Origin of the sequence: Thalassospira sp. CH_XMU1448-2, assembly GCF_037027285.1 — a bacterium.
GTDB lineage: Bacteria > Pseudomonadota > Alphaproteobacteria > Rhodospirillales > Thalassospiraceae > Thalassospira > Thalassospira profundimaris_C.
Map to the genome: position 1 here is coordinate 501114 of NZ_JAYMEA010000002.1, position 19761 is coordinate 520874.

Below are 19761 nucleotides of genomic sequence, written 5' to 3' on the forward strand. Positions count from 1 at the left end.
ATTCTTTGAAACTGGTTAAGCCGTCTTCAGCGCAGCTTGTAGCCGTTTTGTGCGCGATTGCAACGAAATGCAAGAAATCGGATCAGACAGACAAACGACAATAAATACCTGTTGTGCCCAAACAGGACCGGCGTGCGCAAGTGATGTTGTTACCTTGCATTTATCCTTACTTGTCGCTATGGCCTTGAAAAGTGTTTTGCGTGATTGGGTCCATTATCCGATCATACTATTTTCCAACAGGTTGGGCGGTTGAAAGACGATGCGTGTAGTTAAGGCCTTGGTGTTGTTTATGGGCGTGCTGATCGTGATCGGCATCGGGCTTGTTGCCTATGGATTGTCGCTTGATAAAAACGCCAAGGACGAAAACGTGTCGAATGTCATGCCAGTCCCGGTCGTCCCGATCGCGGGCGAGAATGCAGCAGAAGGCATTCAAACGCTGTCTGTGACGTCGATCCCCGCATTTGGTGATATCAAGATAAAGATTGAACCGGGTGAGCTTCTGGTGGGCTATAGCGTGCAGGGCACGCAGGCGATTTTGCAGATCGAAGACCCGAATGGAATGGGGGCTCGTCTTGTTGTCGTTTCGCTGACAGACAAAAAAGTAATCGGGCGCATCCTGCTGGAGCCGGACGCTCAATAAGCAGTGTGCAGGTCGCCAAACAGGGCAGGGCGAGTAATGGAAGATCAGGGAAATTCCGATGATATCGCAACTGTATTCATTTCGTCCGCCCTGCATGACGAAATCTGCGATCTTGCCGCCCGGAGCTGGCCTGAGGAATGTTGTGGTCTTTTGATCGCTTCAAATCAAAGCCCCGCTCACATCCGTCGTATTGTTCCGGCGCGCAATATTGTGACAGAGCCACGCAAAACCTTTGAAATTGATCCCCAGACCCTGATTGATACCTATCGTGCCGTGCGGGGCCGTGACGAGGCTGTTGTCGGCTGTTTCCATTCCCATCCCAACGGCAATGTTCTGCCATCGACCACAGATCGCGCTCGCGCTGATGTGCATGGTTTTCTTTGGCTGATCATCGCTACCGATCAAAGCGGTGTCTTGCAATCTGGAATGTACCGCGCGCAACACCAGTCACCAGCACAGATCAATGGTGGTGAAACCATCCGCTATTTTCGCCGTTGTCAGGTCATCCAATCGGCAACGGCTTAACGGATCGTCTTAATTGGCCGGTGAATGAGACAGGGCGGTGATGACCTGTTGTCTTTTGATCGTGCCGATCAGCTTGTCATTGCGATCCAGAACCCTGATCGCCTGATCACTCGCCAGTGCCATTGGCAGTATGTCGTCAAGGACCGTATCAGAACGCACCACTTGGCTTGTATCCGCCTGTTCGCCTGAAATCGTGCCGGTTGTGGGTTCCATAATGCTTTTGGCACGAAGAACCTTTCCGCGGTTTACATCGCGCGTGAAGGCCTGAACGTAATCATCAGCAGGGTTAAGGATGATATCTTCGGGGCGCCCAACCTGAACAAGCTTGCCGTCCTTGAGGATCGCGATCCGATCCCCGATCCTCAGTGCCTCGTCCAGATCATGGGTGATAAAGACGATGGTTTTGTGAAGCTCCGCCTGAAGCTTCATCAACTCTTCCTGCATGTCAGAGCGGATCAGCGGATCAAGGGCCGAAAATGCCTCGTCCATCAGAAGAACTTCCGGGTCGGTGGCAAGGGCACGGGCAAGGCCGACGCGTTGCTGCATGCCGCCGGAAAGCTGATCGGGAAACTTGTTTTCGTAGCCTGCAAGCCCGACCCGTTCGATCCATTTGCGTGCAATGGCTTCGCGGGTCTTACGATCTGTGCCCTGAATTTCCAGACCATAAGCCACATTATCCATCACGTTACGATGGGGCAGAAGGCCGAACCGCTGGAATACCATGCCAAGACGCTTGCGCCGAAAGGCATTCAGGGTCGGGATATCCATTGCCAGAATATTTTCTCCGCCAAAGGAAATTTCGCCAGCAGTCGGGTCAATCAGGCGGTTCAGGTGCCGGATTAGGGTCGATTTTCCCGATCCCGAAAGACCCATGATGACAAAGGTTTCCCCCTGTTCGATTGACAGGGATACGTCATCCAGACCAACTGTGTGTCCGGTTCTGACAAGGATTTCCTCCTTGTCTGATCCCGATTTTGCCAGTTCAAGTGCAGCTTGCGGGTTTGGTCCGAAAATTTTGAAAATATTGCGTATTTCAATGTAGCTCATCACGCATCCTCCGCACTGGAGGTGCGCTGGGATCGCTTGCCATAGGCCTGTCCGATCCGGTCAAAAACAACCGCCAGAAGGACGATGGCAATACCGGCTTCCATGCCGGCGCCAACATCAAGGCGCTGAATGCCCATCAGGACCTGTTCACCCAGACCGCGTGCACCAATCATTGAGGCAATTACAACCATCGAGATCGACATCATCGTCGTCTGGTTAATTCCGGCCATGATATTGGGAAGCGCAAGGGGAAGCTGAACGCCAAACAGGATCTGTTTGCGGCTTGCACCGAATGACCGGGATGCTTCAAGAACTTCCGGATCGACAAGGCGAATGCCCAGATCGGTCAGGCGAATAACGGGGGGGGCTGCATAAATAACGGTTGCCAGAATGGCCGGAACCTTGCCCAGTCCAAACAGCATCAGGGCAGGGATCAGATACACAAAACTTGGCATCGTTTGCATGGTATCAAGGATCGGTAACATGATCGCGCGCAGACGATTTGACATCGCCATGGCAATCCCGACCGGAACCCCGATAATGACCGAAAGGGATGTGGCCACAATCATCAGCGCAAGTGTTTGCATTGCCTTGTCCCAAAGGCCCAGTGTCCCAATGACAAACATTGCAACCACCAAGCCAAGGACAAGCTTCCAGTTCCGGCTTGCATGCCAGGTGATGGCAGCAATGGCAATCAGCACCAGCCACCAGGGCGCACCGCGCAATACCTGTTCCAGTGCGACGAGAACAGTTAACAGGCTGTCTGCAAAGGCCTCGAACGCGGCACCATAATTGATGACCAGCCAATCAACGAACTGATTGACCCACTTGCCCAAAGGCACATTCAACTGTTCTGGAAACATGGCGGTGAGGTGCCCGTTTTGCTCAAAAAATCAATGAGCCTCAAAGCCTAACAAGATCGTTCTTCTCATGCGACCGTAAATCGAAGGGTGCCTGACATCTCCTGACAGATTTTGGTTGGTCCTGGCACGAAAACACCCCGCAGAATTTCTTCTGCGGGGTGTGGTATTTGCCAATCTGAAACTGGTCAGATGTGGATGCCGGAATTACTTGGCAGCAGCACGTGCTTCTTCGAGCCATTTGTCGAAGATTTCGCGATGGCCCTTGATCCATGCATCCGCATGACGGCCGATATCCTCGGCGGATTTTTCACCATCGCGCATGCGCAGGTTCTGGGCCGAGATGTCATTTGCGGAAACTTCCATGACTTCAAACAGTTTTGCAGCCGCCGGGTTGGCTTCTGCCCATGCCTTGTTGGCGATGATCTGCTGATTGTTCACCTGGAAGCCGAAGTCCGAACCATCCGGCAGGGAAGTATCAGCGTCTTTACGCTCGCCCGGAAGTGACGAGAACGGAACCTGCAACCAGGTTACGTCTTTGCCCGGTACGAGAACGCCGGAAACCCAATACGGGGTCCAGGTGTAATAGAGGATCGACTCACCGGCTTTGTAACGGGTGATGGTATCGGCGATAATGGCCGAATAGGAACCCTGATTATGGGTGACGGTGTCGCGCAGATCATAGGCATCAAGGTGATGCTCGATCACAGCCTCGCAGCCCCAGCCCGGGTTGCAGCCCGAAAGGTCGGCTTTGCCGTCGCCATTATTGTCAAACAGTTTGGCAATTTCCGGATCAGCAAGCTGGCTGACATTGGTGATGTTGTGTTCATCAGCCGTTTTCTTGTCGATCAGGTAACCCTGAAGCGCGCCCGGTGAATACACACCTTTGCGATAGATTTTGTCATCTCCACCAGCAGCCGTGAAGAAATCGGCATGTAGCGGGTTCCAGTGGTCTGCAAGGAAGGTCGCGTCACCATTGCCAATTGCAACGTGACCGGCAGCATATTCGATTTCCTGGATTGGCTTGACGTCGTAGCCAAGTTCTTCAAGTGCCTTCATGACCAGCAGGGTCTGGAAGGTTTCTTCGGCGATCGAGCTTTTAAGCGGCTGTACTTCAACACCTTTGCCCGGCATGTGATGGTCGGCAAAGGCCGTGCCGGTCATCAGCATCGAGCCGGTAACAGCGATCACAGCGCCAGTTGTCAGTTTCTTGAGGATCGTCATGAGCTTCTCCTGGTTTTATGAGCCTGGGACAGTTTGTCTGTCCCTGTTCTCCAAACCGATGGAGCCGGGAATGGTTCCATCAGCTATCTCGGGAATGGATGTTACTTTTTGCCAAGTACGGACCGGACGACGGCCGCAGGGCCGCTTTCGTACCAGTGGCGCGTACCCTTGGACCGCTGATCGCGACCCAGTGCCTGGGTCATCCGATCAAGGACGATGGCAAGCAGGACGATGCCAATGCCGCCAATGGTCGCCAGACCCATGTCCAGTCGGCCAATGCCACGCAGAACCATCTGGCCCAGACCGCCAACCGCGATCATGGAAGCAATCACCACCATCGAAAGAGCCAGCATCAGCGTCTGGTTCACACCAGCCATGATGGTTGGCATGGCCAGCGGAAGCTGAACGCGAAACAGAAGCTGTTTGGGGCTGGCACCAAACGAACGGGCAGCCTCGACCAGATCGCCGGGGACCTGACGGATGCCAAGAATGGTCAGTCTGATCAGCGGGGGCAGGGCAAAGATAATGGTCACGACCACACCCGGCACATTGCCAATGCCAAACAGCATGACAATCGGCACCAGATAGACAAAGGCCGGGGTCGTCTGCATTGCATCAAGGATCGGACGCACGGCATTCGATGCCCGTTCGTTACGCGCAAGCCAGATGCCGGTCGGAAGTCCGATGACAACGCAGAAAAATACAGATGTGATGACAAGTGAAAGGGTGACCATGGCTTCGGACCAGGCCCCGATCAAACCAACCACAATCATTGAAATCAGGGTTCCGATAGCCAGTCGACGGCCGGCAAGCTGCCACGCAATCAGGGCCATGATGAGAATGACAATGATCGCTGGTGTTGCCTGGAGGCCGGACTCAACGCCGGTCAGAACTGCATCAATCGGCCAGCGAATGGCCTGGAATACACCGCGGAAATGCGTAACGATCCATTCAAGACCGTCATTGACCCATCCATCAAGCGGGATCACCGCATCCTGAAATGGGTGAAGGATATCGAAATGTTTTTCCGGGGCGGGGGCCGCGTTGGACAGCCAGTCTGTTGACCCGGCCGCATCACCACCCGCACTGCCGCCCGGACCGCTTGCGGCTGAGTCCGGGGTTGCCGGGGCCGCGCTTCCCCAAGGATTGCTGCCTGCTGTGGTTCCAGATGTTTCTGCGGAGCCGGTGTCAGTGGTCTGGCCCCAGGGATTGCTACTATCAGCCATTGGTGCCGTCTCCTTCCCGGTCAAGGGTCGCCAACAGGTTGGCTTTCTTGATTACGCCCATATATTTCCCGTCTTCTCCGACAACCGGAACGCCGCATGGCGCGTGGGCTACAGTGCCGATCAGTTCGGAAAGCTGGGTGTCGTGCGACACAGGTTCGACATTCGGAAGGAAGGCGGCCGAGAGCTTGTCTGCTCCGGACTTGATGGCTTCATCAAGGGTGTCGACGGAAATGATGCCGTGGAAATCAAGCTTGTCGCCAACAATATAGCCATACTCGCGGTCTTCGTTGCGCAGACGGTTAAGTGCGGTTTTAAGGCCGACACCTTCGCGTTCGATCACTGTTACCTGGCGCTTGGATGCGATGTCCTTGGCGCTCAGGATGGTTGATACATCAACGCCGCGGAAGAATGATTTGACGTAGTCATTGGCCGGATTGTTGAGGATTTCTTCGGGGCTTCCAACCTGAACAACGATCCCGCCTTCCATGATCGCGATGCGATCACCGATCCGCATGGCTTCATCAAGGTCATGCGAAATGAAGATGATTGTGCGTTTATGTTCGCGCTGAAGTGTAAGCAGCTCGTCCTGCATCTCGGTCCGGATTAGCGGATCAAGGGCTGAGAAAGCTTCATCCATAAGCATGACGGCGGGGTCATTGGCCAGTGCACGCGCAAGGCCTACGCGCTGCTGCATGCCGCCCGACAATTCATCCGGATAAGAATTTGCATGTGCCTTAAGCCCGACCTGATCAAGGGCTGTAAGGGCGCGCTTGTGCCGCTCTGCCTCGTCGATTCCAGCGAGTTCAAGGCCGAAGGACGCATTGTCGATGACCGAAAGGTGAGGCATCAGGGCAAAGGACTGAAACACCATCGCCATGTCGCGACGACGCAAGGCGCGGAGTTCTTCGTCCGACATTGCTGCAATATCGACGCCATCATACAGAACCTGACCGGATGTCGGTTCGATCAAGCGGTTGAGCAAACGAACCAGCGTGGATTTGCCAGAACCTGAAAGACCCATCACAACAAAAATTTCACCCTCATGGACGGTGAAATTGGCGCCGCATACACCCACGGTCTGTCCGGTTCTGTCAAAAATTTCGTCTTTGTCGATACCGTCATTGATCATTTGCATGGCCTGATCAGGACGTTCGCCAAAGACTTTATAAAGGTCTTTTACAACGATTTTTTCGGTCATGAGTCCTTGTCGATTTTTGGCAATGAACATGCCTGACATCGCCAAAGGAAAAGCTTTGACGTAGCCGGATTGCTCATCGGTTTTTCATTGTGAGACCCGCAAAACGCTGGCGGTATTGCCGTCATTCGGGCGCAGGTTCCCCCAAGTCTCGTTATATTCGCCAAACAGATAGTTACAGTTCAAAATATTTGATGTCAAATGATAGTGACGTTAAGTTGGGCCAAATCAGCAAGTGTGGGAGCGACGTCAATATGAGATCGGAACAGCCAAAGCGTAAGGAATTTCTAGATGTTCTTGTCGCTCTGAGACAAATCATCCGGGCAACAGACCTTCATTCAAAACATGTGATGAAGGTTTGTGGTCTTACTGTTCCGCAGCTGGTTGTTTTGCTGGCGATTGAGGAATTGGGGGCTGTGACTGTCCGCGAGATTTCACGCCATGTCTCGCTTAGTCAGGCAACCGTAACGACGATCCTGAACCGTCTTGAGGCGCGCGGTTTTATTACACGCGTGCGCAATGCTTGTGACAAGCGCGTGGTAAATAGCAGCCTGACGGAGAAGGGGCGCGATGTTCTGATCAATACACCGCCACTGATGGACGGGCATTTCATGCAATCATATGAAATGCTGGGACAGAAGGAACGTGAGAAAATTCTGGCGTCACTGCAACAGGTCGCCCATCTGATGGCGCCTGATGATGTGGATCCGCGTCCGCCAACGGGTCGTAACATTATTTCTGCAGATGAAGAACCGACCGATCAGCAATATGGAAATCTATTCAATGAAGACGCATAGACATGTCTGCACAAAACAAGGCGCAGATATCTCGCTGCGCCTTGCTTGATTTGTTCAGATCGCTTCTCGGGCGGCCAAATCTTAAAGCGCGCTTTCAACACGTTCCGCGACGGCATCTGGCACCCATGGCTTCCAGATTTCAGGTTTCTGTTGCAGGAAATAAAGAGCCGCCCCTTCGGGTTTTTCGTTGTTTTCCTGCATATAGGCCAGCATTTCTGAAACCAGTGAATTGCTTGTTTCGTAATGGGTCAGGAATGTGACCAGTTTGGGTGCGGATTTCATGAAGTCGGTATTGACGCCAACTGTCACCGTGCTTTGCGGATAGGCTGTTGCCTTGGTCGGGGCGGGATCGGTTTTGAGCTTGTCAAAAATCGCCGCATCATAGGCGGGTTCTTCAAGCCGGTAACTGTCATAAAGACCCATGACCCACGTTGGTCCCCAATAATAATAAAGGGCTGGTTTCCCGCGTTTGTGGGCTGATGCAATGGCCGCAGAAAGTGCCGCTCCTGTGCCAGGACGGAAGTTTGTGTAACTTTCATCAAGATTATAGGCGTGTAATTTTGCCGAATTGACCTTTTCACAAACCCAGCCCGACGGGCAGTTATAGAAACGCCCTTTGCCGGGTTCTTCGGGGTCATCAAAAAGATCGATATATTTGGGCAAGTCGGAAACCGATTTAAGATCCGGTGCCATCGGTTCTATCCCGCGTTCCGCGTTGCCTTCGACCACATAGCGTGGCACGAACCAACCTTCGATTGCATCGTCAAAATTTACGCCGATCTGGCTTACGGTTCCTGCGGCTTCTGCCTTTTTCCATGCATCAGCAACATTGTCGCGCCAGATTTCCATGACGACATCAACATCGCCTTTGCCAGCCCCGGTCAAAAGTGGAATGACGTCGCCGGGCAGGGCGTCGGTTTTACAGCCATATCCCTTTTCAATAATGAAACGTGCAACGGCATTGTGAAACAGTGCGCTGTCATAGTTCAATCCGGCAAACATCACCGGACGATCTATTTCGCAGGACGTTTCCTGTGCCTGCGCGCTTGAACTGAATGTGGAAAATGCAAGGCCTGCGGCCATAAGCATTGCGGCTCCGGTAGGCAGGGTTTTCATCCTTCTGTCCCTTCGTGGTTGCGGTCCGGAATCGCATCAAATGCACCGTCTTTGCGGTATATGCGCGTGCTCAATTTGGTTTTGGTTTTATAATGAGCCAGACCGTGCCCCTGATACAGGTGGTGCAAGTTTAACCGTGGGTTCAAAAATCTTGCAACCCCCGGCATGTCAGATAACCGTTACGTGATGACGTTCGGTTGTCGGGATCATTGCATATCGCTCCTGACAGTTATGTCAGGAGATGTCAGGTAAACTGCTGTCAGTTCGCGCCAATATTCCTGTGAATTTCGAAACGCTTGTCGTTATGTTGGGCAAAACAAACCTTTGGGGCCAGCCATGATGCATTCCAGTCTTTTCGTTTTTGATATTGAAACCGTGCCCGATATCGATGTGCTGCCGCAACTGACCGGGGAAACCGCACCAGACCCCGAAACCGGTCGCAAGATGCTTGAAGAGTACCATCTGGAAATCACCAGTGGTCGCAATGGGTTTCCGCGCCAACCGTTTCACAAGGTTGTTGCGATCAGTTTCCTTCGGGCAACCATCCAGCGTGACGGTGATCTTGAGATGTACGAGCTCGAAGAGTTGCGATCAGGCGGAGAATTGTCATCCGAGGAAAAGGACCTGGTGAACGGGTTCTTCGCCTATTGCGGCAAGCTTTACCCACGGCTTGTGAGCTTCAATGGCCGTGGTTTCGACTTGCCGGTTCTGAAATACCGGGCGATGAAACATGGTGTTACGGCGCGCTGGTTGCATCAGGCAACAAACAAGTGGGAAAACTATACCTCACGCTATGCGCCAAACTGGCATTGTGATCTGGCGGAAGTCCTGTCTGATTACGGGGCATCAGCGCGTACCAAAATGAACGAAGTCTGTGCGGCCCTTGATCTGCCGGGCAAGACCGGGGTTGATGGCAGCAAGGTCTCGGACATGTATGACAATGGCGAGATTGACGCTATTCGACGCTATTGCGAGACCGATGTCCTCAATACCTATCTGTTGTATCTGCGACATGCGCTTCATACCGGACTGACCGATCATGATGGCTATAATCACGCCATCAATTTGACTGTTGGCTGGCTTGAAGAACGGGCAGGGGACGTTCCGGCCTATCAGGAGTTCCTTGATGCCTGGCGTGTATCAAGTGGCGGATCATTCAACGTTCTTTGAGCCGGAAAATTACCGTAAATTAATAACTTCTAATGTGTGACATTGTTCACACTTGCGATGGTGCATTTGACAATGGCTGTTGAACTGCGTGCGGATTGCTCTTAATTGCAAGTGCGGTTGCAAGTGATTTGCAATTAGGTGGAATAGAGACGTAATCACGTTCAACAGGGATCGTTCAGATGGAATTCAGGAAGATTATCGGTGCTGCTGCATTTGGTGCGACGGTTGTTGCCGCAAGCCTTGCCAGTGCGCAGGAAGTAAATGTCTACTCCTTGCGTCAGGAATTTCTGGTTGCACCATTGTTTGAAAAATTCACCGAAGAGACCGGCGTTAAGGTCAATGTGATCTTTGCTGAAAAAGGTCTGGTTGAACGCATCAAACAGGAAGGTGCCAACAGCCCGGCAGATATCCTGATGACGGTTGATATCAGTCGTATTCAGCAGGCCGTGGACGCCGGTGTGACCGACAGTGTATCCAATGACGTGATCAATGCGAATATTCCTGCGCATCTGCGTGATCCGGAAGGTCACTGGTTCGCCCTGACCCAGCGTGGACGTGCTATCTATGCCTCCAAGGATCGTGTGGGCGAAGGTGAAATCACCTCCTATGAAGATCTTGCTGATCCGAAATGGAAGGGGCGCGTCTGCACGCGCTCGGGTACGCACGTTTATAACGTCGCGTTGTTTGCGTCGATGATTGCTGTCCATGGCGAAGAAAAGGCGCAGGAATGGCTTGAAGGCCTGAAAAACAACCTTGCCCGCAAACCACAGGGTAATGACCGTGGTCAGGTCAAGGCGATCAAGGAAGGCGTCTGCGATATTGCCATCGGCAATACCTATTATTACGGCAAGATGCTTGAGAATGAAGAGCAGCGCCCGTGGGCAGAGTCGGTAAATATCGTATTCCCCAACCAGAATGATCGTGGCATGTCGATGAATATTTCCGGCATGAGCCTGATCAAGGATGCTCCGAACCGCGACAATGCGGTCAAGCTGATGGAATTTCTGACGGGCGACGTTGCACAGAAAATCTATGCCGAGGTCAACTACGAATATCCGGTCAAGCCGGGTGTCGAGTGGGCGGAGAATGTCAAATCATGGGGCACGTTCAAAGCAGATAAACTGCCGCTTGCCGATATTGCTCGCTTGAATCCCAATGCGATCAAAATGGTCGATACCATCGGCTATAACGAGTAGGTCCTTTGAGACCTTCCAGTCGAACTTTTTCAGGGGATGGCATCTTGCCATCCCTTTTTGCATTCATGCGCTGTGCCGGGAAGCGCCGGATTTGCAGGTGAGGCGGCCCTTTAACATGGCTCATATGTGGTTTTGGGACTTGCAAGGAATGCCATCTGACCTTTAGTTTCGCCAGAGGCGAATACAAATCATTCCTAATTGCTGCGCATTCTTGCGGCGTATCTATCAAGAGGCACTCATGATCTTTCTGCGCAAAACGGTCTATGGTCTGGTCGCGGCTGCAATGGGGCTTTCGATGGTTCAGGCCGCACATGCAGCAGAAGAAGTGAATGTCTATTCCTTGCGACAGCCGTTCCTGATTGAGCCGATGTTCAAACGCTTTACCGAGGAAACCGGTATTCGCGTCAATACTCTGTTTTCGCAAAGCGGTCTGGTGGAGCGCATCAAGCATGAAGGTCGCAACAGTCCGGCGGACCTGCTCCTGACAGTTGATATCGGTCGTATTCAGGATGCGGTTGATGCCGATATCGCTCAGCCTGTTTCAAGTGATGTTCTCGAAGCAAACATCCCTGCGCAATTCCGTGACGAGAATGATCTCTGGATTGGTTTGACGACCCGTGCACGCGTGCTTTACACCTCTATCGACCGCGTGGCACCGGCTGCGATTTCGACTTATGAAGATCTTGCCGATCCGAAATGGAAGGGACGCATTTGTGTGCGTTCGGGCATGCATGTTTACAATATCGCCCTGATAGCCTCAATGATCGCCCACCATGGTCTGGAAGACACCAAAACCTGGCTGATGGCGCTTAAGGACAATCTCGCGCGCAAGCCGCAGGGGGCTGACATTGATCAGATCGAAGCCGTTTCACAGGGCGTTTGTGATGTTGCTATCGGTAACTCCTACTATTACGGCAAGATGCTTGATGACCCGAACAAGGCGCCCGCCGCAAAGCGGGTAAGGATCGTCTTCCCCAATCAGGGCGACCGTGGCACGCATGTCAATATCTCCGGTGTTGCCTTGATGAAAAACGCACCGAACAAGGAAAATGCGATCAAGCTGGTCGAATTCCTGTCCGGGGATGAAGCGCAGCACATGTATGCTGATGTTAATTTCGAATATCCGGTCAAACCGGGGGTAGCCTGGTCCGAAATGGTTCGTTCTTGGGGAACCTTCACGCATGATGAACTGTCTTTGAACACGATTGCGGACAATCGCGGCGCTGCGATCCGTCTGATTGATGAAGTGGGATTCAACGAATAGGGGCAAAGCCCTTGATCATGACTGGTTGACCGGGAATATCGAGTTCTTTGGGTGAATTTCGTCTGAACGTTTGCCTTTGACGATCATTGCAGGCTATCAGAACCTGGCCTAACAGCTTCTTGATGAAGTTGCCTTCGACGACTGAGACGGAAACTGCCTTGAACAACGCATGTCATACGCCAAAGGACGATGATATTCGTCCAGCCGCAGTCACAGAAACACTTGATCCGATGCGCATGCCAAGTGGCAATGTTGCCATGCGCTGGTTGCCGCGCGGGCAGTCGGCTCTATGGCTGATTGGTGCCTTTGTCATTGCAATGATGGTGGCAGCGCCGATCATTGCTGTCGCTTATCTGGCATTCTTTCCGACAGAGAATATCTGGCCGCATCTGGCATCGACCATGTTGCCACGGTATGTCAAGAATACCGCCGTTTTGATGCTTGGTGTTGGCATCGGCGTGACGCTGATCGGTGTATCGGCAGCTTGGGTTGTCACCATGTGCAAACTGCCGGGAAAACGGTTTTTTGAATGGGCGATGCTGCTTCCGATGGCCGTACCGGCCTATATTGTTGCCTATGTCTATACCGACCTTCTGGAATATGCCGGGCCGGTGCAGGGTATTCTGCGCGACATTTATGGGTGGCAGTCGGCTGCGGATTACTGGTTCCCTGATATCCGGACCAAGGGTGGGGCGATCATGGTGTTGAGCCTGACACTTTATCCCTATGTCTATATGCTGGCCCGCGCGGCTTTTCTAGCACAGTCAATTTGCGTTATCGAAGCGGCACGTGTTTTGGGGCGTAGCGCCTGGAGCTCGTTTGTGACCGTGGCCTTGCCCCTGGCACGTCCCGCAATCGTTGTTGGTGTCGTGATCGCGCTGATGGAAACGCTGAATGATTTCGGCACCATCGATTTCTTTGCTGTTCACACTCTTACCGCTGGCGTTTTTAACGTCTGGCTTGGCATGGGGAATGCGGGCGGTGCTGCCCAGATCGCACTGACCATGTTGGCCGTGGTGATTGCACTTCTGGTGATTGAACGCTATTCCCGTCGTCGTCAGCGCTTTCATGACACGACAAACCGGTATCAGGAACTGCCGGGTTATGACCTCGGCCCGGTGGCCAAGGCAGGTGCGCTCGCAATCTGTATTTTGCCGATCGTTCTTGGTTTTGTGATCCCGTCAACGGTACTGATCTACTATTCAGTCGGCTATTTCGATCAGAGCTGGACGGCGGATTTCTTCGAGTTTGCAGGCAACAGCCTTCTTGTTTCGGGCCTTGCAACAGCGCTTGCCGTTGGGTGTGCGTTGTTTATGGCCTATGCATTGCGTCTGTTCCCGCAGCCGGTTTTGAAGTTCTTTGTTCGCCTGTCATCGGTCGGCTATGCCGTTCCCGGCGCGGTTCTGGCAATAGGGGTGCTTATCCCGTTTGCACGGTTTGACAATGCCCTGGACGCGATCATGCGTGATACGTTCGGGATATCGACGGGGCTTTTGCTTAGCGGGACAGTCTTTGCGCTTGTGTTCGCCTATGCCGTACGTTTCATGGCAGTGTCTTACGGCTCGATTGAGGCCGCACTTGGCAAAGTGCGGCCCAGCATGGATGATGCGGCACGAACCCTTGGCGAAAGTCCTTGGGGAACGCTCAAGCGTATTCACTTCCCAATGGTGCGCGGCGGCATTCTGGCGGCATCTGTTCTGGTGTTTGTCGACGGGATGAAAGAGCTGCCAGCAACCCTTATTCTGCGACCATTCAATTTTGATACCCTGGCGACCCACGTTTATCAGTATGCCAAGGATGAAATGATCGAACAGGCGGCTCTTGGTGCCTTGACAATTGTTCTTGTCGGCGTGGTGCCAGTCATTATGCTCAGCCGGGCGATTTCCAAATCCCGTCCGGGCCATGGCGGCAAATCCTGAACACTTAGCGCGTTCCAATCGGGTGAAGACAAAAATGCAGAATACCAAACCCGGACTGACATTGCTTTCAGAGGCGCTCGACATTGCATTTTCCGAAGTGCCGGTGCACCGTGATGTTGAAGACCGGTTTTTGACCGACTGTTACGGTGCTGTCCTTCGCCAAGATGTGACGGCCCGGGTTTCAGTACCCTCGGTCGATAATTCGGCGATGGATGGCTATGCGCTGCGTTTTGCCGATCTTGCCGCGATAAACGGGCCGGTTGACGTTGTTGGAACTTCGCTGGCGGGGCATCCCTATGAAGGAATCCTTCCGGATCGTTGCGCTATTCGGATTGCCACCGGAGCGGCCATTCCCGATGGGGCTGATTGCGTCATCATTCAGGAGAATGTGAGCGCGAACGCGGCTGAAACATGTATCGAGATCAGTTCCGATGTCATCGCACGAACGGTGTTGCATCAAAATATTCGATGGGCTGGTGAAGATATCAGTCAAGGTGACATCGTTCTGAAAGCAGGCGCCATATTGCGCCCGCAGGACGTTGCGATCGCCGCCGGTCAGGGCTATGGCAGCCTTAAGGTATCCAGACCCTTGCGTGTTGCTGTTTTTTCGACCGGTGATGAACTTGCAAAGCCCGGTGATCCTTTGCCGCCTGGTGGCATCTATGACTCCAACCGCTTTGCGATGATTGGAATGCTGCGCGAGACCGGATGTGTCGTAACCGATCTGGGATTGTTGGCAGACGATTTTGACGTTTTGCGCAATGCGCTTCAGGATGCGGCGAATAGTCATGATGTCGTGATGACATCAGGAGGCGTTTCTGTAGGCAAGGCCGATTTGCTCAAGCCGGTTGTCGATCAACTTGGTGAAATTACGGCCTGGAAGCTTGCCATAAAGCCGGGCAAGCCGCTGATGCGTGGTAAAATCGGTGATTGTCTGGTGATCGGGCTTCCGGGGAACCCGGTTTCGGTTCTGGTTTCGGGGCTTCTTTATGTGATGCCGTTGCTGCGTCATGTGATGGGGGCAGACAAGTCGCAAACAGTACCGGTGCGCATGCCGGTTCGTGCGGGTTTTGAATTCAGTCGGGGTACAGGCCGTCGGGAATGGTTGCGTGCCCGGCTGATTCAGAATGATGATGGTGAATTCGAAGCCGAGGCATTTGCTTCGACCAGTTCGGGGATGCTGTCATCCATGGTGTGGGCCGAAGGGCTTGTTGAAATTCCCGAAGATTGCGGCAAGGTGTCGAAAGGGGATGTGGTGTTGTATTTGCCGCTGCGCGGTTTGCAATAAACCATTCCAAAAGTGATCCATATCATTGCAATGACAGGGTGATTCCTGAAACCTTGCAGACTTGTTGACGTGCAGAAGGAAGAACAGGAATGACCGTATCAGTTACGTTTTGTGGTGCTGCTGGTGGTGTCACCGGGTCATGCTATTTGCTGCAAACCGATCATGGAAAGTTCCTGGTTGATTGCGGGATGTTCCAGGGCAGTAAAACTGTTCGTGAACTGAACTATGGTCCGTTCCCGTTCAAGGCCGAAGAAATATCGGCAGTTCTTCTAACCCACGCACATATCGATCACTCGGGATTGCTGCCCAAACTGGTAAAGGCGGGATTTGACAATTCCATTCTTGCGACGGAACCGACCTGTGATCTGCTGACTTATATGCTTCCGGATTCCGGATATATTCAGGAAAGCGAGGTCGAACGCCTGAACCGGCGCAATGCCCGGCGGGGACGACCGGAAGTAACCCCCATCTATACTCGCAAGGATGCAGAGCACACGCTTTCGAAGCTAAAACCTGTCGAATATCACGAATGGCAGGTTGTTGTCGAAGGCGTGCGCGCCCGTTTCTGGGATGCGGGCCATTTGCTTGGATCTGCCTCAATCGAGATTGAGTGCGCAGCGAAGGACAAGGATGCCAAGCCGACACGATTGCTGTTTTCAGGTGATATCGGTACGGGCGAGGCCGTATTTAACGAGGCCCCCGAAGCACCGTCGGATATTGACTATCTGTTTGTCGAGACAACCTATGGCGATCGCAATCGTCCCAATCTTAATGACGAAGAACGTCGTGCCATGCTGGGCAAAGAAGTTCGCGAAGCATTATCAGCCGGTGGAAACCTTGTCATCCCGAGCTTTGCGGTCGCACGTACCCAGGAGCTTCTGGTTGATCTGGCACATCTGTTTAATCGTGGCCAATTGCCCGAAGCAAATGTCTTCATTGATAGTCCGCTTGCCCAGCACGCGACCGAAGTCTTTGCCCGGCATCTGAATGCAGATGATGCGCGTGCATTGGAACATCCCAAGTTCCACATGATTCCGGATGTCGAGGCCAGCAAGCAGCTTGCCCGCATCACAAGCGGTGCCATCATTTTGTCGGCCAGTGGCATGTGTGATGCCGGACGTATCCGTTATCACCTCAAGAACAATTTGTGGCGGTCGAATTGCACGGTGTTGCTGGTCGGTTTCCAGGCGGCCGGATCGTTCGGGCGTGTCTTGCAACAGGGGGCCAAGCATGTCCGAATTCATGGTGAAGAAATAGAAGTACATGCGCGTATTCGAACGCTTGATGTCTATTCCGGACATGCCGATCAGAATATGCTCTTGCGCTGGACACGTGACAGACTACCTGTGTCCAAGCGGATTTTCCTTACGCATGGTGAGGAGGGCGCGCGTACGGCGTTCCAGCATGTTCTGATTGCCAATGAGATCCCGGCTGAAAAGATTTCCATGCCAATGCTTGATGAAACGGTGACCTTGCAAAAAGGTACGCTGCATATCGTTCAGAACAAGCCCAGGCTCTCGGGCAAAGAACTTTCATGTGATGATTGGCATAATATGTATGCAGGCACGATTACGGCGCTTTCCGAGAAGCTACAGGGACTTAAAACAGGAAGCGAAAGGTGTGAACTGCTCGAAAAACTCTTGCGCGATATCCGGTCAGTGTGAGAGCAATTATCATGGGAAACCAATTGCAAGCCGGATTGGTCGATTACGGATCGGCTTGCCAATAAGAGATATGCTGTCACCCTGAGGTCAGGTTGGCAGAATATTTAGGATCACTACGCATACGGGCGGGTATATGTCTATCGTGGGGAACACCGGCTATCGGGTTCTAATTTACAGTCATGATACGTTCGGGCTCGGCCATTTGCGCCGTTGCCGGACAATTGCACACGCACTTGTTTCACGTCGTGATGATGTTTCAGTTCTGATTCTTTCGGGGTCGCCGATTATTGGCAGTTTCGAGTTCCGTTCGCGAGTCGATTTTGTCCGTATTCCGGGGGTTATAAAACTCTCTAACGGTGAATATACGTCGCTTAATCTGAATATCGATGTCGATCAGATTTTAGCGATGCGCGAGTCAATCATTCAGCATACTGCCGATGTGTTTAACCCCGACATCTTTATCGTGGATAAAGAACCGCTTGGCCTGCGCGGCGAGGTGGAATCCACGCTCAAGATGTTGCGCCATCGGCGCACCCGCTTGGTGATGGGCTTGCGCGATGTGATGGATGATCCGGTCAATCTGCGTGAGGAATGGGATCGCAAGCAATGTGTTCCGGCTCTTGCCGATCTCTATGACGAGATCTGGGTTTATGGTCTGCAGGAAATCTGTAATCCGCTTGAAGGTATCGACTTGCCTGAAGGTGTGGAAGACAAGATGGCTTATACCGGTTATCTGCCACGTACCGCGACCCGTCGTCCAACGCCCGAGCATGGTGCCCTTGGTCTAGAAGAGCCCTATTACCTTGTTACCACCGGCGGTGGCGGGGATGGCATCAATCTGGTCGATTGGGTGATCAGTGCCTATGAGACAGATCCGACCATTGCTGTTCCGTCACTGGTGGTTTTGGGTCCGTTCATGCCTCCTGCCGAACAAAAAGCCTTCATGGAACGTGCCGAGAAGATCGATAAACTCTCGGTTATTACCTTTGATGCCAATGTTGAGATGCTGATGGACAGATCGGCTGGTGTCATTGCAATGGGTGGATACAATACGTTCTGCGAAATCCTGTCCTTTGACAAGCCGGCCGTAATCGTGCCGCGAACGGTACCGCGACTTGAACAGTACGTTCGTGCGTCAGCAGCTGAAAAGCTTGGTTTGGTTAAGATGCTGACCGAGAGGGGTGGGCGTGATCCGCGCAAAATGGCAGATGCCCTTCACGGACTGATCAACCAGCCAAAGCCGTCGCACGTGACGGTGCCGAACCTGATGGGCGGGCTTGATCGCGTTGGCGATCTGGTTGACCGCTGGCTTCCGCCGCAAATGGCTGCTGAATAAGTATCACCGGGAACAGAATTAATGACACGCGACAATCTCGCAATCGTGGTGAAGGGGTATCCGCGATTGTCGGAAACCTTTATTGCGCAGGAAATTCTGGGCATTCAGCAGGCGGGTATCCCGTATCGCATCGTGTCTTTGCGTCACCCGACAGATAAAAAACGCCACCCGATCAATGATCGCATCACCGGTGCGGTCGACTACCTGCCTGAATATGTCTATCAGGAACCAATGCGGGTTCTGCGTGGATGGCTAAAGGCACGCAAGCTGCCGGGCTACCGTCGTGCTTTGAATATCTGGTGGCAGGACTATCGCCGGGATCGTACATCAAACCGTGCGCGCCGCTTTGCGCAGGCGCTGGTGATGGCAGCCGAACTTCCCGACGATATCACACGCATCTATGCCCATTTCCTGCATACCCCGGCATCTGTTGCACGTTACTGCGCGATCATACGGGGACTGCCATGGTCATGTTCGGCCCATGCCAAGGATATTTACACCAGTGAAGACTGGGACATGCGCGAGAAGCTGCGCGATATGGACTGGCTTGTGACATGTACGAAGGCCAATGTGGATTATCTGCGCCAGCTTGCAGAAGATCCTGAAAAGGTGAATCTGCTTTATCACGGTCTGGATTTTTCGCGCTTTCCGGAAGAACTTCCACAACGTCCAAGCCGGGACGGTCGTGATGCCAATGATCCGGTAACGATCCTTTCGGTCGGACGTCTGGTGGGTAAGAAGGGCTATGATGACTTGCTCCGTGCGTTTGCCAAGCTTCCTGCGGATTTGCATTGGCGATTTATTCATATTGGCGGTGGCAGCGATGGCAAATACAAACAATTGGCGTCCGATCTCGGGATCGCCGCGAAATGTGACTGGCGTGGCGCACGTGATCAGAAGGAAGTCATTACAGCCTGTCAGTCATCCGATCTCTTTGTACTTGCCAGCCGGATCGAACAGGACGGTGACCGCGATGGTCTGCCCAATGTCTTGATGGAAGCACAGCTTTGTGGCCTGGCTGCTGTGTCGACCTCTATTTCCGCGATCCCCGAACTGATTGTCGATGGCGTGAATGGTAAACTGGTACCGGAACGCGATCCTGATGCATTGGCCAAGGCATTGGAAACGGTGATTTCCGACCCCGCCTTGCGCCATGAAATGGGCAGCAAAGGCAACGAAATCGTGCGTCGGGATTTTTCGTTCTATCGTGGTATGAAGGAGCTTGCGCACCGGTTTGGTGTCACAGACTCCAAAGATAACAAAACGATCGTCCGACAACCCGAAGCAGTTTAGG

The 19761-nt window shown here is 52.9% G+C and carries 17 protein-coding genes; 11 read left to right on the forward strand and 6 right to left on the reverse strand.

All coding sequences use genetic code 11. The features are described 5' to 3' along the window. Positions 1-259: 259 nt before the first annotated feature. Positions 260-640, forward strand: coding sequence for a hypothetical protein (locus tag WA318_RS09655; protein WP_336080729.1), 381 nt, complete (start codon positions 260-262; stop codon positions 638-640). A gap of 36 nt (positions 641-676) precedes the next feature. Next, positions 677-1165 carry a M67 family metallopeptidase gene (locus WA318_RS09660; protein ID WP_336080730.1) on the forward strand — a complete coding sequence of 163 codons (489 nt, stop codon included), beginning with the start codon at positions 677-679 and terminating at the stop codon, positions 1163-1165. Positions 1166-1174: 9 nt separating this feature from the next. On the opposite strand, the gene WA318_RS09665 is transcribed toward WA318_RS09660, so the two are convergent. The 5 genes from WA318_RS09665 to proV form a co-directional block, all read right to left on the reverse strand. Next, positions 1175-2212: a quaternary amine ABC transporter ATP-binding protein gene (locus tag WA318_RS09665; RefSeq protein ID WP_336080731.1), complete on the reverse strand. Its 1038-nt coding sequence runs from the start codon at positions 2210-2212 to the stop codon at positions 1175-1177. Beyond that, positions 2212-3075: an ABC transporter permease gene (locus WA318_RS09670; RefSeq protein ID WP_336080732.1), complete on the reverse strand. Its 864-nt coding sequence runs from the start codon at positions 3073-3075 to the stop codon at positions 2212-2214. Before WA318_RS09670 ends, WA318_RS09665 begins: the two co-directional genes overlap by 1 nt. A gap of 204 nt (positions 3076-3279) precedes the next feature. Beyond that, entirely contained in the window at positions 3280-4296 is a 1017-nt protein-coding gene (gene proX, locus WA318_RS09675) for a glycine betaine/L-proline ABC transporter substrate-binding protein ProX (RefSeq protein ID WP_114097662.1), read from the reverse strand. A gap of 101 nt (positions 4297-4397) precedes the next feature. Continuing rightward, a complete protein-coding gene (gene proW / locus WA318_RS09680; RefSeq protein ID WP_336080733.1) occupies positions 4398-5522 on the reverse strand; it encodes a glycine betaine/L-proline ABC transporter permease ProW in 1125 nt (374 codons plus the stop codon). Beyond that, positions 5515-6720 carry a glycine betaine/L-proline ABC transporter ATP-binding protein ProV gene (gene proV, locus WA318_RS09685; RefSeq protein ID WP_336080734.1) on the reverse strand — a complete coding sequence of 402 codons (1206 nt, stop codon included), beginning with the start codon at positions 6718-6720 and terminating at the stop codon, positions 5515-5517. The genes proW and proV overlap by 8 nt, the downstream gene beginning before the upstream one ends. A 251-nt stretch (positions 6721-6971) precedes the next feature. On the opposite strand from proV, the gene WA318_RS09690 reads away from it, so the two are divergent. Continuing rightward, on the forward strand, positions 6972-7514 hold the full coding sequence (locus tag WA318_RS09690) for a MarR family winged helix-turn-helix transcriptional regulator (RefSeq protein WP_336080735.1): 543 nt from the start codon (positions 6972-6974) through the stop codon (positions 7512-7514). A gap of 81 nt (positions 7515-7595) precedes the next feature. Here the strand turns inward: WA318_RS09690 and WA318_RS09695 are convergent, their stop codons facing one another. Then, positions 7596-8630, reverse strand: coding sequence for an ABC transporter substrate-binding protein (locus tag WA318_RS09695; protein ID WP_336080736.1), 1035 nt, complete (start codon positions 8628-8630; stop codon positions 7596-7598). A 336-nt stretch (positions 8631-8966) separates the two neighbouring features. Between WA318_RS09695 and WA318_RS09700 the strand changes: the two genes are divergently transcribed. The 8 genes from WA318_RS09700 (at position 8967) to WA318_RS09735 (ending at position 19760) form a co-directional block, all read left to right on the forward strand. Next, entirely contained in the window at positions 8967-9800 is an 834-nt protein-coding gene (locus tag WA318_RS09700; protein WP_336080737.1) for a 3'-5' exonuclease, read from the forward strand. Positions 9801-9979: 179 nt separating this feature from the next. Next, a complete protein-coding gene (locus tag WA318_RS09705; RefSeq protein ID WP_336080738.1) occupies positions 9980-10996 on the forward strand; it encodes a Fe(3+) ABC transporter substrate-binding protein in 1017 nt (338 codons plus the stop codon). 238 nt (positions 10997-11234) lie between these two features. After that, entirely contained in the window at positions 11235-12260 is a 1026-nt protein-coding gene (locus WA318_RS09710; RefSeq protein ID WP_336080739.1) for a Fe(3+) ABC transporter substrate-binding protein, read from the forward strand. A gap of 158 nt (positions 12261-12418) precedes the next feature. Next, positions 12419-14179, forward strand: coding sequence for an ABC transporter permease (locus WA318_RS09715; protein ID WP_114097785.1), 1761 nt, complete (start codon positions 12419-12421; stop codon positions 14177-14179). Between the two features lie 34 nt (positions 14180-14213). Continuing rightward, entirely contained in the window at positions 14214-15467 is a 1254-nt protein-coding gene (locus tag WA318_RS09720; protein WP_336080740.1) for a molybdopterin molybdotransferase MoeA, read from the forward strand. 89 nt (positions 15468-15556) lie between these two features. After that, on the forward strand, positions 15557-17131 hold the full coding sequence (locus WA318_RS09725) for an MBL fold metallo-hydrolase (RefSeq protein ID WP_336080741.1): 1575 nt from the start codon (positions 15557-15559) through the stop codon (positions 17129-17131). A 133-nt stretch (positions 17132-17264) separates the two neighbouring features. Next, positions 17265-18467: a glycosyltransferase family protein gene (locus tag WA318_RS09730; protein ID WP_114097670.1), complete on the forward strand. Its 1203-nt coding sequence runs from the start codon at positions 17265-17267 to the stop codon at positions 18465-18467. Between the two features lie 21 nt (positions 18468-18488). Continuing rightward, entirely contained in the window at positions 18489-19760 is a 1272-nt protein-coding gene (locus tag WA318_RS09735; protein ID WP_336080742.1) for a glycosyltransferase family 4 protein, read from the forward strand. Position 19761: the final 1 nt, after the last annotated feature.